Below are 15,483 nucleotides of genomic sequence, written 5' to 3'. Positions count from 1 at the left end.
TCAGCATTATACCATTTTTGGCGAAATTGTAAAAGGAATAGGTTTGATTGACAAGATAACCGCCGTTAAGGTTGATAAGGAAGGTAACCCCGATACGCCTGTCTGGATGAAGCTGACCCTGTTAACCCCAAAACAAGCCACAGAGGCTTTAAAATAAAGTACTAATAATCATTGATAATGAATACCCAACTTACAACATTACTTGAGGGCTTAAAAGCTAACACAATTTCATTTGCAGCTGTTATTGAATTTATAGAGACTTACTACACGCATCAGCCAACAGCGTTTAAAAATGGTGATGCTTATAACGAAGCTACGCAGAACCAGGGCAGTGCCAAAGTTTTTGCCTTTGCGCAAATAAATAACCTGAGTAAAGAAGATACGCTGCAGTTATTTGCAGAACACTATCAATCGGTGCTAAATACCCCCGCTGGTACAGATCACCAAAATATAAGGCAGTTTATGGCGCATGGCTGGCCGGGGATAGCTTTTGAGGGTGAAGCATTAATTGCCAAATAGTTTTACGTCATATAGCATTTAACTATCAGCTATAGAATTAATTGATTGGGATTGTTCAACTCAATGTTATAATTTTATAAAAGCACAACCAAGGTGCTAATTCAATATAAACTTATAGCTATGGAAAGAGATTCAAACGACATCAGCAAGTGCCCGTTTCATAACGGCAGTATGAAACATAATACCGGCGGCGGTGGTACCAGGAACCACAACTGGTGGCCAAATCAATTAAAATTGGGTATTCTGCGTCAAAATTCACCGGTATCAAACCCGATGGATGAAGCATTTGATTATGCCGAAGCATTCAATAGCCTCGACCTTGAAGCGGTGAAAAGAGACCTGCATGCGTTAATGACCGACTCGCAGGATTGGTGGCCGGCAGATTTTGGCCATTACGGAGGCTTGTTTATCCGTATGGCCTGGCACAGTGCAGGAACTTATAGAGTAGGTGATGGCCGCGGTGGCGCCGGGGCCGGTATGCAGCGTTTTGCACCGCTAAACAGTTGGCCCGATAACGTAAGTTTAGATAAGGCCCGCAGGCTGCTTTGGCCCATTAAACAAAAATATGGCCGCAACATTTCATGGGCAGATTTAATGATACTTACCGGCAACGTTGCTTTGGAATCAATGGGTTTTAAAACCTTTGGCTTTGCAGGTGGGCGTGCCGATGTTTGGGAACCTGATGAATCTGTTTATTGGGGTGAAGAAACTACCTGGCTGGGCGGCGATGTGCGTTATAGTCACGGTTCCCCGTGTGTAGAGGGACGTGGCGTATTGGTGTCGGAGGATGATGCCGACGGCGATATCCATACCCGGGATTTAGAGAAACCACTTGCCGCCGTACAGATGGGGCTGATCTATGTAAATCCCGAAGGGCCCGATGGTAACCCCGACCCGATAATGGCTGCCGGGATATCCGTGATACTTTTGGCCGCATGGCTATGGATGATGAAGAAACAGTTGCCCTAATAGCCGGTGGTCATAGTTTTGGTAAAACCCACGGTGCAGCCTCAGCAGATAACGTAGGGAAAGAGCCAGAAGCCGTAGACCTGGAGATGCAGGGCTTTGGCTGGAAAAATAAATATGGTAGCGGCAAAGGCCCTGATACGATTACCAGCGGACTGGAAGTGACCTGGAGCAAGACGCCGACCCAATGGAGCAATAGTTTCTTTGAAAACCTTTTTGGGTTTGAATGGGAATTAACCAAAAGCCCGGCCGGCGCCCACCAATGGGTTGCAAAAAATGCGGATAACATTATCCCGGATGCTTATGATAGCTCTAAAAAGCACCGTCCGACTATGCTTACAACAGATCTGGCTTTAAGGTTCGATCCGGCTTACGGGAAAATATCACAACGCTTTTTAGAAAATCCCGATCAGTTCGCTGATGCTTTTGCGCGTGCCTGGTTCAAACTAACCCATCGCGATATGGGGCCGAAAGCGCGTTACCTTGGCCCGGATGTACCACAAGAGGAACTGCTTTGGCAGGATCCTATCCCCGCAGTTGACCATGAGCTAATAAATGATGCCGATATATCAGCATTGAAATCAAAGGTGTTATTAGCCGGTTTAAGCGTTTCTGAGCTGGTTTCTACCGCCTGGGCATCCGCTTCTACCTTCCGTGGATCAGATAAACGTGGTGGCGCTAATGGCGGCCGTATCCGTTTGGCTCCGCAAAGATACTGGCAGGCTAATAATCCGTCTCAGTTACAAAAGGTATTAGGCGTATTGGAAGGTATCCAAAAAGAATTTAATAATACCGGAAAGAAAGTTTCGCTGGCTGATCTGATAGTGCTGGCAGGTTGCGCCGGTGTTGAAAAAGCAGCTAACGATGCAGGAAATAGCGTCACTGTTCCGTTTACACCGGGCCGGATGGATGCTTCGCAGGAACAAACTGACGTGGAATCATTCGGTTACCTTGAGCCTATTGCTGACGGGTTCCGCAATTATCGCAAAGGAAAAACCGCTGCAGCTACCGAAGAATTGCTAATAGATAAAGCACAATTGCTTACCCTTACTGCTCCCGAATTAACAGTTTTAGTAGGTGGCCTCCGTGCCCTTAATACTAATTTTGATGGATCTGCAAACGGTGTCTTCACATCCCGCCCCGGCCAGCTTACCAACGATTTCTTTGTGAACCTATTGGATATGGGTACAGAGTGGAAGGCAGCCACGCAAGACAGGGAGCTTTATGAAGGCAGAGATCGCAGAACCGGTGAAGTAAAATGGACAGGCACCCGCGCCGACCTGGTATTCGGCTCAAACTCAGAACTAAGAGCAGTTGCCGAAGTATACGCAAGTTCAGACGCTAAAGACAAATTTGTAAAAGACTTTGTAGCTGCACGGAATAAAGTGATGAACCCGGACAGGTTTGATCTAAAATAAGCATAATTAGCTATCCATAAAAAAACCGAACCTAAAAGGTTCGGTTTTTTTTATGGATATAATGGATTAGGAAGTATACTAAACAGTTTGTTTCTTCTTGCCATACCGGCGTACCCTAAGTTCCGCCTGTTCTTTATGGCCCATAAAGCCCTCGATCTCGCATAAGCGCGCGGCATATTCGCCTATAAAAGCACCTGCTTCGGGTGTGCAACGTTGGTAGGTGCAATTTTTAAGGAACTTGCCTACCCATAAGCCGCCGGTATACCCGGCTGCTTTATTGGTTGGAAGGGTATGGTTGGTGCCTATTACTTTATCGCCATAAGCCACGTTGGTTTCGGGGCCTAAAAACAGGGCGCCATAGTTGGTCATGTTGTTAAGGAAGTAGTTAGGATCCTTCGTTAAGACTTCCACATGTTCATAAGCTAATTTATCGGCTACTTCTACCGCTTCTTTTTCGTCGGCCACTACAATTATTGAACCGTTATCGCGCCAGGCAATACCGGCGATATCGGCTGTAGGTAATACCAAAAGTTGTTTTTCAATTTCTACCGGGGTTTCGTGAGCTAACTTTTCAGAAGTAGTTATTAACGCCGCCGGCGATGTAGGGCCGTGCTCTGCCTGTCCTAAGAGGTCTGTGGCAACTATTTCGGCGTCTGATGTTTCATCAGCAATGACCAATACTTCGGTAGGGCCGGCAAAAAGGTCGATACCTACACGTCCGTACAGTTGTTTTTTGGCCTCGGCTACATACGCATTGCCCGGGCCTACAATAATATCAACCGGTTGTATAGTTTCTGTGCCTATAGCCATAGCGCAAACGGCTTGTACGCCGCCTAATAAGTAGATCTCATCGGCACCTGCCAAATACATAGCGCATATGGTAGCCGCGGGTACTTTACCATTAATAGGCGGGGTGCAGGCGATAACCCGTTTTACACCGGCAACTTTAGCCGTAAGGATGCTCATGTGCGCAGATGCCACCATTGGGTATCTGCCACGGGATATAACAGCCTGCGCTGTTGATAGGGATGTTTTTATGCCCTAAAAATACACCCGGAAGTGTTTCGTATTCAATATCACGGATTGAAGCGCGTTGCTTCGTGGCAAAGTTCCTGATCTGCGTTTGCGCGAATTTAATGTCATTCACCACCTGCTCAGGTACCGAAACTACGATCTCGGCTATCTGTGCGTCAGTTAAACGGAAACTCTCAGGCGACCACTTATCAAATTTTTCTGATAAGCTTTTTACGGCCGCGTCGCCATTGGTTTCTATATCTTTTATTATTCCGCTTACAATTTCTTTAACCTTTGCATCCGCTTCTTTAAGCTCGGTATCACTTTTGCCTTGTTTAATAAATCTTGCCATTTATTTTGTTGATGTTATATGTATGATAATTTTATTTACCCTTGGGATTTACCAGTAAGATCTGCCCTTTGTTAGCCCCCTTCACGGGCCAGGCTATACCAATATTCATCAGGTAATCGCCTTTATAAGTTGTGCCGGGTTTATTGCGATCCTCGATGTTTTGCACGCTGTACGATTCATCTGCTTTTAGCCCTTTAAGTTTAAGTGTATTTGCTGAACGCGAGCCGTATTGGCTGCCTGGCAGATACTCGGCCATATTATAGCACATCACAACGGACTTTGTACTTTCATCCACGGTATTGCAATGCCGACCTGTTTTCCTCGAAAGGCGATACCAAATGGTAAACTTTACCCTGCTGGATCAACGGCCTGATCACTTTGTATTCTGCAACCTTTTTGGCTGCGATGGTCATATCTTCCGGCGTCCATTTACGCAGGTCATCTCCTACGGCTAATACGCCGGCCATAGATACATCAAACTTATAATCAAGCGATGTAGGTTGGTGAAACGTATTACCTGTTACCCATGATACCATGGTATTTGCCGGCAAGGCCCGGGTGTAACCGTATTGCATGTAAATTCTATCAAGCGGGCTGGTATTATCACTCACCCATGCCTGGTCCATGCGGGAAAGCATGCCCAGATCCACCCGTCCGCCACCACTGGCGCACGACTCGAATAACACATCAGGAAACTTCTTCCTTAATTCTTCAACTAAACGATATACGTTTTTCATAAACCTTATCCGTACCTCGCGCTGGATCTCGACCGGGGCGTTTTTCCAGCCGGTTTCAGATAAGTAACTGTTCTGGTCCCACTTAATAAATTTGATATTGTTCTCGGCCAGCAACTTTGATAGCACTGCCAGCAAATGCTGATATACTTCTTCTTTAGCCAGGTTTAAATAGCGCCTGGTGATGGGTAAAGTACGATTAGGTGGCATGTCGAACACCCAATCCGGATGCGCTTTATATACATCGCTGGCCGGTACCAGACTTTCAGGCTCAACCCAGATCCCGAAATCCATGCCCATATCATTTATTTTTTTGATCATCGAGCTCAATCCGTTCGGGAACTTTGTTTTATCAACCTCCCAATCGCCTAAGCCGGTGGTAGAGCTGGTACGGCCCTTAAACCAGCCATCGTCAACCACAAATAACTCAATGCCAATATCTTTTGCTCTTTTTGCCAGTTCCAGTTGCTGTTCCTCGTTCACTGCATAAAATGTAGCTTCCCAACTATTATATAATACCGGACGCATTTGTTTGCGATGTTTCTCGGGTAATACGGTTTCGCGGGCATAAGCTGTCATGCTTTGCGCGGCACCATCAGGGCCATCGTTGGTATAGCCAACCGATAATTTGGGTGTTTCAAAACTCTCTCCCGGTGTTAGCAACCATGATGAATCCCAGAAATTAATACCGCCAAGTATTTGCACATTTCCTTCAATTGATTTATCAAAAGCCAGCTGCCAGTTGCCGCTGTAATGTAATGAGCCAAACCACGCCGGCCCGGTTTCTTTAGCCGCGTTTTGCGGGCGCACCATAAACCATGGCGGGTTAAAGTTTGCCTTAAATGCTTTGTTTTGGATAACCTTTAAACCGGGTGTGAGCAACGTTTGTTGCTGCTGAAACTCGTTCATTTGTTTGCCGGCCAAATGCGTCAATAGATATTCGTCCGCAGGTAATACAATGCTTCCTGACTGCGCGTTCTCAATTTTTATATCGCCCTTTGTACCGGTGTTTTTTACGACCATCCATTTTTCAAGGATATCATATTCCGGAAGTACACGGATAAAAGAGGTAACCTCCAAAGGATAAAATTTATCTTTTTGTGTGATCTTTAAGGTTTGGCGTCCTTCAACGGTAATCACTTCGCCCTTTATATATACAAGCTCGGCGTCCCTGACATTATCGTTAAAGATTACTTCTAATGCAGGCGTTTTAAACGGGAAACTTCCCCTAACCGGAACTTCTTCTATCCCTTCAAACCATTGTGAGTTGTTCTGGCCGCCTGCTCTGCCTGCTCGCGCGAGCCATAATAAACCGGCCTGATGCTGTTTACCGAACTAACATATAATTGATAGGCAGATGACTTGGTTTGAATGATCCAACCCTTAGGATTAGTAAGCTGAGTGATAACTTCGCCCTTTTTGCACCCTGTCCCCAAGCCGTGAAACTAAACAAGACCAGAAAGGCAATAGCAGTTTTTATAAAATTATTCATTATGGTTGGTTTAATAGTACAGTACACACCCACAAAGCATACCCCTGCACCTAACAAATTTAAACTACCTTTAAGGATAAGCCTTTATATAAATTAGCTATTTATGATACTATTTTACAGAGATATAGGCAAAAAAACGGTTTCGGTAAACGATCGGCGGTGAAATTTTATCAAATATAGAAGAATGTTTAATTGTCAACTGGTTTCAATTCTCTTCCACGCGCATCGATTGACCACTTTTGGGTATGGCTGCCTTTTTCAATGATATGTGCCTCATCATACATCGCAACAGTAGGGCAAATGTGCATAGGCAGTACATAAAATTCGTCGCCTATTTTGTACTCATGACCCTGCCCGGCTTCTATTACCGGTGTTCTTCGCTTTGGCTGTAGGGTTTCAGGTGAGGTGCATTTAAAAAGTAAAACCTGTTTTGCAGGGGTTTTTCTGACGATATGGATTTATAACCCGGGTCGATACAGATCTTTGTTTCATCGGGCAAAGAAACAACCCGTGCTAATACAATGGCTGCAAATAAAAATGATTGCTCAGGGATATGTTCCTGGTAACCTTTATCCCAAAAAACAAACGTACCCGGGCTGCATTCTGTATTAGCCCTTTTAGTATGCATAGCAAATGTTGGCGAACCACCCGCAATGAGCAGCGGTAAAGGATAACCTAAGCCCTGTATGTTTTTACGGAGTTTTTCTACCGGTTCAAATTCTTTTTCGCAGTGTGCTGTCCTGTCGGCTAAATTCAGGTCTTCAATATGACCGTCATAAGCATGTAGCCCCTTAAATTTAATCCCCGGTAGGGTGGTTAGGTAATAAAATAGTTTTAAAGCTTTTTCGGGGATGATGCCTGTACGGTTCATACCTACATTCAAATCGATACAAACCGGTATAACCAAAGTTGTTAGCTGTGGCCGTAACGGAAATCATGTCGGCTGTTGTTTCATTATCAACCGTGCATGAATATGTGGTTTTGGGATAAGTCAATATCAGCTGTACAAACCTTTTTAATTTGGTTTGTGTAGGCTGATAAGCCAGCAAGACATCAGGTGCCCCGGCACGGCCCAGCATTTCGGCTTCGGCAATAGTGGCACATTTAAATTTGGTGATGCCTGCATCCATCATTAACCTGCTTACTTTAACCGATTTATTGGTTTTAACGTGCGGGCGCAGTAACGATGGTGATGAAACCATTTTCTTTAGCCTGTTGATATTGCTCATTACACGCTCAGGATAAATAAGCAACGCCGGGGTGTCTATTTTTTCCGGGTTATTAAATTGGTACCAATCAGGCTGATCTTTCATATGGCTTAATGTGATCTAAAACGTCTAAGCTGTAAATTTATTAATTAACGATAACAATTCCGTTCTGATAATAGCCTCAGCATCCGTTTGCAATTTGCTGGTGCGGCCGCGCCAGTTTCATAACCACCATTATCAAATTCATGCTGTGGTGGTATATAGCCGGCGTTACCATTAGCCAGGCAAATGGTAAAATAGTTTTTACAGGCGAGTTTTGTTTGAGCCATAACCCGGTTTCGGCAAACATTTCGGCACCCAAACTGCTCATAACTCCATTACCAATTTTTATTGCCTGGATAGGAAATATTAAGCTGTCCGGCAAATCATTCAATAAAACTTGTTCGCGTGCATAAAGCTGCTTTAAGGTTTCGTCGTTGATTTGCATTTGCTCGTAATTGCTTGCAGCTACTACACGTTCCGCGGATTGCAGCTCACTTGGGGTTGGTTTACGGGTATTTAATTCGGGTTCGCTGTATTGAATAGCTAAAGATGGGGAGTTATCCCAATCTATATGTTTTAGCTCATTAAAAACTTTTTCGGCAATATCGTCGCCAATGAGTTTGCTTTTTTCAAATTGTTGGGTTGGGTATCTCTCGGGATTTAAAAAATCCCAGATATTAATATTACCGCTGGTGCCATTGCTCATTATACCAACAAAGTCGGCACCGGCGTTTAATTTAGCCTGCAACTGCTTTGAAAACTCGCCGAAGTAATCAGGCGAAATTGTACCGTTCTCCCAATCGCCAACATAATGTAACGAGTAATTGGCTAATACACTTATCCATTTATTATCAATCCCTTTTACAGCGAAGAACCCAACTTGCGGGTCTGTTTCTGCATTCGGCTGATCAATAAAATCTTCACCACCAAAGGGGTTGGTTTTAACATTGTCGGCTCCGCCGGTAACCGGGTTCCCGGCAACATAGCCGGTTTCATTTTGTAGCGACGGCAAAGCACATGCTCTGGCACATTAACGCTACCCCAGCCAATTTTTGCAGGGCGCAGGTTTTGTTTTGCAAGCGTTACAGATTGTATAATCAATGGGGGTAATGCCTTCGAGTATGCTTCATCAGCTTTGCTTAAATATACAGCATCTACTGATCCGGCAGCATGCGTATGGGTACTTGAAATAAGGAGGTTTGCCGGCGCGATGCCTGTTTGTTTGTAGATATCAGCTTTCATCTCATCCACAAATTCTTTACGCATTACACAGATATCAACCACAACAATTGCCGCGATGGTATCTCCGCTTTGCAAAACCAATGCGCGGGCATGCATGCGGTCGTGAATGTATTTGGCAGTGTGTGCTACAAAATCGCCATTAATAAAAGTACCCAACGGGGGGTGATATCTACATTTGCCGCACCGGCTAAGAACTGTTGAGCGCCCATATACTACTAATATTTTATGACCAGGCCTTACGGATAAAACGAAGCCAATTTTGACTGAATATATTTTCGATATCCTGTGCGGTATATCCGCGTTTGGAAAGGATAGCTTCAAATTTTTGCAGATCGGCAATCGAGTTCATATCCCGGGAGATTGCTCGGTACCGAAGATCCCGTCGAGATCGCTGCCTATGGCGATATGATTGGCATTGCCGGCCAGCTGGCAAATATGGTCCCAATGATCAACCAAATGCTCCAGCCTGATATCCAGTTGCCACGGGTCGGACACTGTATCAATAAAGCGGATATCCATTGCCCAGCAATCCAGCATACCGCCTATAACCGCACCGCGTTGTATCAATTGCTTGATCTGCTCATCGGTTAACTGGCGTTGATTAGGTACTATTTTACGTACATTATGATGGCTTGCCCAAACCGGGCCGTTATAAAGATCAAGCGCCTGGGTAAATCCCTCATCAGTTAAATGGGTTACATCTAATATCATATTAAAGGAGTTCATCTCCTTTAATAATCCTACACCTTTTGCGGTTAACGGGCCCTCCATTTTTGTACCCGGCGCGTAACGTCCCGGTCCAAAGTGTGACAGGCCCAACGCGCGCAAACCATAACCGTAAGCGGTATGCAGGTAATCAATATCAACTAAAGAATCTGCACCTTCCGTGCTAAGGATATAGCCTATAGGTTTCTTTTCATCATCAATAGCAGTATCGTCCCATAAAGCTAAATGTTTATCCAGTTGTTCAAGGTTGATAATCTGCACCATTTCACCGGCTTTCTCCATTTCGCGGTACCAGCATAGCTGCGCCTGTGTCATTGCCCATGCCTGTTGCGGCGAGTTCCAGCCATGTAGCGCGCTACCGGGAGGGGTGTAACGGGCCAACTGTGTCGCAACTACCAAACCTATGCGCCCTTTGCGTAATTCGGGCAGGCAGACGGTGCCTTTGCCGCGATCGGGCTTATCTTTCATAAACATTTCGCGCTGCCTTATTTCGGTTAACGGGCGGGAAAGATCCCGGTTCCATTCCAGCGCATTCATGGCAAGATCAAGGTGTGCGTCGACTATAAAGGGCCTTTGCATATAGCTGCGTATTACTTGTTATAGTTAAATGGATATTTTTCTATTATGACCTGTATCTGATAGCCGAATTTTTCTGTCACCTCTTTCCACTTCGCCATCTCATCATCGGTGTAATTATAAAAACCTTTATTGTTTTGCATGCCCATGCCACCGTCTGCAAGTACCTGCTTCATAAATTGGGGCAATTGGGTATCTTTTGACAGATCAGAATTAAGGTCTTTCATCACCATGCCATAAGCATAGGTTCCCATCAGATCCATATACCTGCAATTACCGCAAAATGGTAAATAATAACCGGCATCATTACGACAGGCACGGTCAATATCTTCTACGGATGCGTAACCGTTATCTACAAGGTAAGAGGCCTCGCGCGCCATAGCGCTTATTAAACGGCTACGGATACCATCATTTTTAACAATATAAGCATCTTTCCCCCAATAGTTGTTGGCCAGCGCAACTATTTCTGTTGCCGTATCATTACTAATATCGGTTGAAATAACTTCCAGAAAAAGAGATGTATGTACAGGCTCTGTCCAGTTCAACCCAATTAACCTTGCAGGATTATCAAACCCTGCCTGTAAGGTATCAAGCGGAATGCTTTCGGTGTTAATGGCAACAACTGCATCGGGGGCTATAAGCGGTGCCAAACTATTTAACAGTTGTTGCTTATCGCCTGTATTTTCATGTGTAATTGCTATAACTAACTTGCAATCGTGATAGGTAGTTAGTGTACTGCTAACTGCCAATTGGTTTTGATAAAAACCGGCTTTACCTTGTGCTTTTAAATGTTTATCTAAAAACTCATTAAACTTTGCGGCATTGGGTGTACCTACATTTAGATAATGCCCTGCCGTAAGCAAACAAACCGCAGTGCTGGCAATTAAACCGGCATCGCCTATAAGTAAAACAGGGTCGGTATTTTTGATAGCGCTATTCACTTAAATGTCTAAGGTTTTTAATACTTGTTTTGTCTTGGTGATAGCCAGGTCGATATCTGCATCGGTGTGCACCGCACTAATATACCAAAGCCCACGGCCAATAATGCGTATGCCTTCGTTATGCATGGCTGCTATGAATTTGCCCAGCTTGGATTTATCAGCAACTAAAGTATCACGGTAATCATATACGGCTTCAGCATCGGTAAACGCGATGTTAAACATTGGGCCGGGGCCTTGTACCAATAGTTTATGACCTGTTTCGGCAGCGGCATCTTTAATTCCCCGGATCAATTTTTGACCCAGTTTGAACATGCGCTCGTAAGGTTGTTCTTTCTCAAGTACCCGGATAGTTGCCAGTGCGGCAGCTACCGTAGCGTTGCTTGAATTCATGGTACCTGCATGGATAACTTTTGCCGATTCAATCAGCTCCATCCATTCGCGGGTGCCAACTATTGCGCTTATAGGGTACCCGCTGGCAATAGCTTTTGCGAAGATTGCCATATCAGGCTTAATATTAAAATATTGCTGCGCCCCACCTAATGATAGTCTGAACCCTGTAATAACTTCATCCAATATAAAGGCCATGTTAAATTCGGTACACAAATCGAGTATGGTTTGCAAAAAGCCGTCTTTAGGCAGGATACAGCCATTATTACACATAACCGGTTCGGTTATTATGGCGGCTAATTCATGATGGTGTTTTTTGATGGTCGCTTTTAATAGCTCGGCATCATTCCATGGTATTACGATAAACTCATCGCGTGTTTTTCGGGCAGACCTGCAGTCCATGGATAAACTTGTGGTTCTTCGCGACTGCCTAAGGCTTCTACGGATGGCGTGGAGATCGCCCAGCAAACATTATCCATCCAACCATGGTAATGCCCTTCAAACCGCAGGAATTTTGATTTGCCGGTCTTAGCTCTTGCCACTCTGAAAGCGGTTTGTACAGCCTCTGATCCGTCCAAACAAAAACGCATTAATTCGGCTGTTGGAATAAGCTGGCTGATCTTTTCTGCCAGTTCAATTTCCTGAATATGTTGCCCGGCAAATAGTTGTCCGGTTGCCGAATAATCTGTTACTGCTTTTATAACTTCGGGGTGGGAGTGGCCCGGGATCAATGGTCCCCGGCTTAATGTAAAATCAAGATATTCGTTACCGTCCACATCATAAATGCGGCTGCCCTTGCCATGTGTATAGAATAAGGCATGCGGATGGTTGTATTTCCTGAACTCGGAAGACACACCGCTTGCCAAAACTTTTTTGCCCGTTCAAGCAGCCGGGCAGATTTATCATAACTCTTAACTTCCATTATCAGGTTAAATTTATAATCGGTTCTTTTTCAAATATATTGGCCGGGTACATTGCGGCCAGTTTGAAGATGTCTTCATTAAATGCAGCGAAAGCTTTTTCCCAATCTGCAGCTTCCTGCGGTGTATAGTTATACAGGCCGTTAAGGTTTTGTATGCCGCGCCCGTTTTCTTTAACAATTTGCTTCATTACAGCAGGCACCTCATCGGTATTCGATAATTGCGGAAATATGTTTTTAAAGATCTCTGCATAATCGGTCAGCCCGATATAATCCATTCGCCTGAATAATCCCATTAATGTAATCCAAGATCCCGCATCGTATCTAAAAGCCTTATCAGCATCCTCCATGGTTGTTTTACCCCGGGTCTATTAAATGGAAGATCTCGCGGTAAACAGCATACATCAGCCTGTTGGTAATAAAACCTTTAATATCCTTACGTAATAAGGTTGGTTCTTTGGCCCAATGGCGGGCAAGGTTAAATACCCAGTCGGCATAAGCTGCATCGGTAAGCTCGCCGCAGGTTATTTCTAAAAAGCGGGTGGCATACGCAGGCTCCGCAAAGTGTACGCCTATAAACCGCTGGGGGTTAGGTACCAGCTTTTGCAAAGTGGTTATGGCTATAGCCGATGTATTACTGGCAACTACGGTACTGGTAGATACTACGTCGGTAATTTTTTTATAAACCTGGGCTTTAATGTCGATATCCTCAATTACACACTCCATAACCAGACTGCAATTAGCCGGGGCGTAATAGTCCATGGTTATTTCCGTTTATTAAGGTAGTAGGCAGCCTCTTTTTTAACAAACCCGCTTGCAGGCAATTATTAAGCTGTTCGCCTATTCTATTATCAGCAGAAGAAAAATCCGCGTTTATTGGCGCTATTGCTTTTACCCGGTGGCCTGATGCCAGCAGCGAAACAATAATACTGCTACCCATCAATCCAATGCCGACAACACCAACCTCTATCTCTGCGGGATTTGTTTTTGTTATATTCATTGTACTTACGCCGGCATTTTTACAATGCAATCAATCTCTACCTTCAAATTTTCAGCAAGTACGGATTGTACAGTGGTACGTGCGGGTTTAATACCGGTGAAATAGGTTGAATATACTTTGTTATAGCGATCAAAATCATTAATATCAGCTAAATGCGCGGTGCATTTTACCACATCATTCATGGTAGCGCCGGCGGCTTCTATTATGGCTTTCAGGTTATCTAATGTACGTGTGGTCTCTTCCTCTATGGTGCCCAAAACAAACTCAGACGTTTTAAAATCAACAGCTGCCTGGCCGCTTAAAAACAGAAAGCCGTTAACCAACACACCGTCAGAGTAAGCGCCGGTATCAAAGCCTGCCTGACGATCGGGGTGGGCAATTTTTTGTTTATCCATAAGTTATTGTTTGTTAAGGTTAAAGTTAGTAAATGGACTAATAATCTTCTTTAATCAAAAGTAAAGGCAGGCCATTTAGTTTACTATTACTTTCGTATGTAATAATGGTATTATTTTTCACAAATGTTGGCCCATAATAGATAATTTAGGATAAATACATTAATGTTGTATTAATAACTAGTTAATTAAGGATGAAAGCAATAGAACAACGCTTGCCACAGGATTTTGATAAATCGTTTGTTGTGTTCCGCGAGACAGGAAAGTATTTTCCTTGTCCCCGGCATTTCCACCCAGAGTTTGAGTTGGTGTTGATTTTAAAGTCGACCGGCCGTAGAATGGTGGGCGACCATATTGGCTATTTTGACGAAGATGACCTGGTTTTCATGGGCTCAGGCATACCCCATGTCTGGATAAACGATGCGCAGTTTATGAACGGCGAAGCCGGCTATCCTGCTGATGCTATTGTGATCCATTTTATGGATAGCTTTTTGGGAGATAAGTTTTTAAGTATCCCCGAAATGGAGAACTTTAAGAATATTCTGAGGACATCATCCCGGGGCCTGGCTTATCATGGCGAAACCCGTACCAGGATTAACAACCTGATGAAAAGCATGCTAACAATGAGCGGGCTTAAGCGGCTATCAGCCTTGTTCGAGATCTTTGACATATTAGCTACATCTGCCGAGTATGAAGTATTGGCTAGCCCCGGCTATACCCAGGTTGAGCTAAAGGCATCCGACCGGTTTGGTAAAGTAACAGAATATATCATGCGGAACTTTGATAAGGAGATCACCCTGCCCGAAGTAGCATCGATAGCTAACATGGCGGTAACTACCTTTTGTAATTTCTTTAAAGACCACTTCAGGGTAACGTTTGTGGAGTATTTAAATACCGTGCGCATAGGCTATGCCTGCAAACTGCTGGCTGATGATGACCATAACATTGTTGAAATTGCCTACGAAAGCGGTTTCAAGAACCTGGCTAACTTTAACCGCCAATTTAAACGGTTTAAGAATATGACGCCTACCGAATACCGTAAAACTATAGGTGCGTAATTCGCTGTTGTGTTTTTACTTAAAAATGAAAAACTCTTTGATGTAGCGGACACCTGAGTGAAACAGTTAAACTGATTACTGGTTATTAAAAATACTGTTTAATACTGCCGGGTAGCAGTCGCCGGTTATTGTGCCCTGGCCCTTCATTTTATAACCAAAGGTAATACTATCACCAAAACATAAAATGTTAGTTGCTTTGGGTTCGGTATTAACAATTGCCTGGTATACAGCTGTACCAATAACTTTATAGCCATTAGCTGTAGGATGTACGCCGTCGTTTACATTAAAATTAGCAACGTTCTGAAACAGTGATTCTTTATCCCCGGTTGAGCCACCGCAGGCTAATAATATTTTATTCAGGTCTATTAAATGGCACTTGTTTTTAATGGCTAACTCCTTTATAACAGCGTTGGCAGAGTCTACCCGAGCTTGCGGACCGCCGGGCGCATAATTTTTAGCATCGATTCTTTGCAATACATACTCAGCATTTATAGGCG

20 protein-coding genes and 2 pseudogenes are annotated in these 15,483 nt (G+C 44.2%); 5 read left to right on the top strand and 17 right to left on the bottom strand.

Annotated elements, in window-relative coordinates; all coding sequences use genetic code 11:
* The first annotated feature begins 43 nt into the window (after positions 1-43).
* The 4 genes from HK413_RS21935 to katG all read left to right on the top strand — a co-directional run bounded on the left by HK413_RS21935 (position 44) and on the right by katG (position 2,903).
* Complete coding sequence (locus HK413_RS21935) at positions 44-157, top strand: hypothetical protein (protein ID WP_394353126.1); 114 nt, start codon at positions 44-46, stop codon at positions 155-157.
* 20 nt (positions 158-177) lie between these two features.
* The gene (locus HK413_RS03870) at positions 178-519 is read left to right on the top strand and encodes a HopJ type III effector protein (protein ID WP_175269205.1); all 342 of its coding nucleotides are present in this window, start codon (positions 178-180) and stop codon (positions 517-519) included.
* A gap of 120 nt (positions 520-639) precedes the next feature.
* Complete coding sequence (locus HK413_RS22580; RefSeq protein WP_317169262.1) at positions 640-1,488, top strand: peroxidase family protein; 849 nt, start codon at positions 640-642, stop codon at positions 1,486-1,488.
* Complete coding sequence (gene katG / locus HK413_RS22575) at positions 1,461-2,903, top strand: catalase/peroxidase HPI (protein ID WP_317169261.1); 1,443 nt, start codon at positions 1,461-1,463, stop codon at positions 2,901-2,903. Before HK413_RS22580 ends, katG begins: the two co-directional genes overlap by 28 nt.
* Before the next feature lie 78 nt (positions 2,904-2,981).
* On the opposite strand, the pseudogene hisD reads toward katG, so the two are convergent.
* The 16 genes and pseudogenes from hisD to HK413_RS03810 all read right to left on the bottom strand — a co-directional run bounded on the left by hisD (position 2,982) and on the right by HK413_RS03810 (position 13,931).
* A pseudogene (gene hisD / locus HK413_RS03860) lies at positions 2,982-4,269 on the bottom strand (histidinol dehydrogenase).
* Positions 4,270-4,300: 31 nt separating this feature from the next.
* The gene (locus HK413_RS03855) at positions 4,301-4,537 is read right to left on the bottom strand and encodes a GH36 C-terminal domain-containing protein (protein WP_246229719.1); all 237 of its coding nucleotides are present in this window, start codon (positions 4,535-4,537) and stop codon (positions 4,301-4,303) included.
* 19 nt (positions 4,538-4,556) lie between these two features.
* Positions 4,557-6,194, bottom strand: coding sequence for an alpha-galactosidase (locus HK413_RS03850; RefSeq protein WP_317169267.1), 1,638 nt, complete (start codon positions 6,192-6,194; stop codon positions 4,557-4,559).
* 53 nt (positions 6,195-6,247) lie between these two features.
* Positions 6,248-6,439 (bottom strand): hypothetical protein, encoded by a 192-nt coding sequence (locus tag HK413_RS03845; protein ID WP_175269202.1) that lies wholly within the window; start codon positions 6,437-6,439, stop codon positions 6,248-6,250.
* A gap of 244 nt (positions 6,440-6,683) precedes the next feature.
* A complete protein-coding gene (locus HK413_RS16600; protein ID WP_317169266.1) occupies positions 6,684-6,860 on the bottom strand; it encodes a hypothetical protein in 177 nt (58 codons plus the stop codon).
* Entirely contained in the window at positions 6,860-7,378 is a 519-nt protein-coding gene (locus HK413_RS19295; RefSeq protein WP_262886779.1) for an alanine racemase, read from the bottom strand. The genes HK413_RS16600 and HK413_RS19295 overlap by 1 nt, the downstream gene beginning before the upstream one ends.
* Entirely contained in the window at positions 7,293-7,808 is a 516-nt protein-coding gene (locus HK413_RS19290) for an alanine racemase (RefSeq protein ID WP_262886778.1), read from the bottom strand. Before HK413_RS19290 ends, HK413_RS19295 begins: the two co-directional genes overlap by 86 nt.
* A gap of 76 nt (positions 7,809-7,884) precedes the next feature.
* A complete protein-coding gene (locus HK413_RS14740; RefSeq protein WP_217452040.1) occupies positions 7,885-8,757 on the bottom strand; it encodes a hypothetical protein in 873 nt (290 codons plus the stop codon).
* A 575-nt stretch (positions 8,758-9,332) separates the two neighbouring features.
* Complete coding sequence (locus HK413_RS03830; RefSeq protein WP_246229704.1) at positions 9,333-10,292, bottom strand: dipeptidase; 960 nt, start codon at positions 10,290-10,292, stop codon at positions 9,333-9,335.
* An 11-nt stretch (positions 10,293-10,303) separates the two neighbouring features.
* Positions 10,304-11,230 (bottom strand): 3-hydroxyacyl-CoA dehydrogenase family protein, encoded by a 927-nt coding sequence (locus HK413_RS03825; RefSeq protein ID WP_175269201.1) that lies wholly within the window; start codon positions 11,228-11,230, stop codon positions 10,304-10,306.
* Complete coding sequence (locus HK413_RS19280) at positions 11,231-12,019, bottom strand: aminotransferase class III-fold pyridoxal phosphate-dependent enzyme (RefSeq protein WP_217452039.1); 789 nt, start codon at positions 12,017-12,019, stop codon at positions 11,231-11,233.
* Positions 11,974-12,471 (bottom strand): aminotransferase class III-fold pyridoxal phosphate-dependent enzyme, encoded by a 498-nt coding sequence (locus tag HK413_RS19275; RefSeq protein ID WP_217452038.1) that lies wholly within the window; start codon positions 12,469-12,471, stop codon positions 11,974-11,976. The genes HK413_RS19280 and HK413_RS19275 overlap by 46 nt, the downstream gene beginning before the upstream one ends.
* Before the next feature lie 70 nt (positions 12,472-12,541).
* On the bottom strand, positions 12,542-12,886 hold the full coding sequence (locus HK413_RS14725; protein ID WP_217452037.1) for a hypothetical protein: 345 nt from the start codon (positions 12,884-12,886) through the stop codon (positions 12,542-12,544).
* A 7-nt stretch (positions 12,887-12,893) separates the two neighbouring features.
* Complete coding sequence (locus HK413_RS14720; RefSeq protein WP_217452036.1) at positions 12,894-13,298, bottom strand: 3-hydroxyacyl-CoA dehydrogenase family protein; 405 nt, start codon at positions 13,296-13,298, stop codon at positions 12,894-12,896.
* The gene (locus HK413_RS19270) at positions 13,276-13,536 is read right to left on the bottom strand and encodes a 3-hydroxyacyl-CoA dehydrogenase NAD-binding domain-containing protein (RefSeq protein ID WP_217452035.1); all 261 of its coding nucleotides are present in this window, start codon (positions 13,534-13,536) and stop codon (positions 13,276-13,278) included. The genes HK413_RS14720 and HK413_RS19270 overlap by 23 nt, the downstream gene beginning before the upstream one ends.
* Before the next feature lie 5 nt (positions 13,537-13,541).
* Positions 13,542-13,931, bottom strand: a complete 390-nt coding sequence (locus HK413_RS03810; RefSeq protein WP_175269200.1) for a RidA family protein — start codon at positions 13,929-13,931, stop codon at positions 13,542-13,544.
* 191 nt (positions 13,932-14,122) lie between these two features.
* Here HK413_RS03810 and HK413_RS03805 point away from each other — a divergent pair, with 191 nt between their 5' ends.
* A complete protein-coding gene (locus tag HK413_RS03805; RefSeq protein ID WP_175269199.1) occupies positions 14,123-14,986 on the top strand; it encodes an AraC family transcriptional regulator in 864 nt (287 codons plus the stop codon).
* Positions 14,987-15,061: 75 nt separating this feature from the next.
* Here HK413_RS03805 and HK413_RS03800 read toward each other — a convergent pair.
* Positions 15,062-15,483, bottom strand: a pseudogene (locus tag HK413_RS03800) (SGNH/GDSL hydrolase family protein); the annotation flags it as partial.

The sequence above is a fragment of the Mucilaginibacter humi genome (genome assembly GCF_013087555.1).
This window is presented reverse-complemented; position numbering and strand designations above follow the sequence as displayed.

Excerpts from the sequence above, each read along its gene's own strand:
- HK413_RS03870 (WP_175269205.1), top strand. The coding sequence starts at position 178 with ATGAATACCCAACTTACAACATTACTTGAGGGCTTAAAAGCTAACACA.
- HK413_RS03810 (WP_175269200.1), bottom strand. The coding sequence starts at position 13,931 with ATGGATAAACAAAAAATTGCCCACCCCGATCGTCAGGCAGGCTTTGAT.
- HK413_RS19270 (WP_217452035.1), bottom strand. The coding sequence starts at position 13,536 with ATGAATATAACAAAAACAAATCCCGCAGAGATAGAGGTTGGTGTTGTC.
- HK413_RS19280 (WP_217452039.1), bottom strand. The coding sequence starts at position 12,019 with ATGGACTGCAGGTCTGCCCGAAAAACACGCGATGAGTTTATCGTAATA.
- HK413_RS22580 (WP_317169262.1), top strand. The coding sequence starts at position 640 with ATGGAAAGAGATTCAAACGACATCAGCAAGTGCCCGTTTCATAACGGC.
- katG (WP_317169261.1), top strand. The coding sequence starts at position 1,461 with ATGGATGATGAAGAAACAGTTGCCCTAATAGCCGGTGGTCATAGTTTT.
- HK413_RS03805 (WP_175269199.1), top strand. The coding sequence starts at position 14,123 with ATGAAAGCAATAGAACAACGCTTGCCACAGGATTTTGATAAATCGTTT.
- HK413_RS03830 (WP_246229704.1), bottom strand. The coding sequence starts at position 10,292 with ATGCAAAGGCCCTTTATAGTCGACGCACACCTTGATCTTGCCATGAAT.
- HK413_RS03855 (WP_246229719.1), bottom strand. The coding sequence starts at position 4,537 with ATGTGCTATAATATGGCCGAGTATCTGCCAGGCAGCCAATACGGCTCG.
- HK413_RS14720 (WP_217452036.1), bottom strand. The coding sequence starts at position 13,298 with ATGGACTATTACGCCCCGGCTAATTGCAGTCTGGTTATGGAGTGTGTA.
- HK413_RS14725 (WP_217452037.1), bottom strand. The coding sequence starts at position 12,886 with ATGGAGGATGCTGATAAGGCTTTTAGATACGATGCGGGATCTTGGATT.
- HK413_RS19290 (WP_262886778.1), bottom strand. The coding sequence starts at position 7,808 with ATGAAAGATCAGCCTGATTGGTACCAATTTAATAACCCGGAAAAAATA.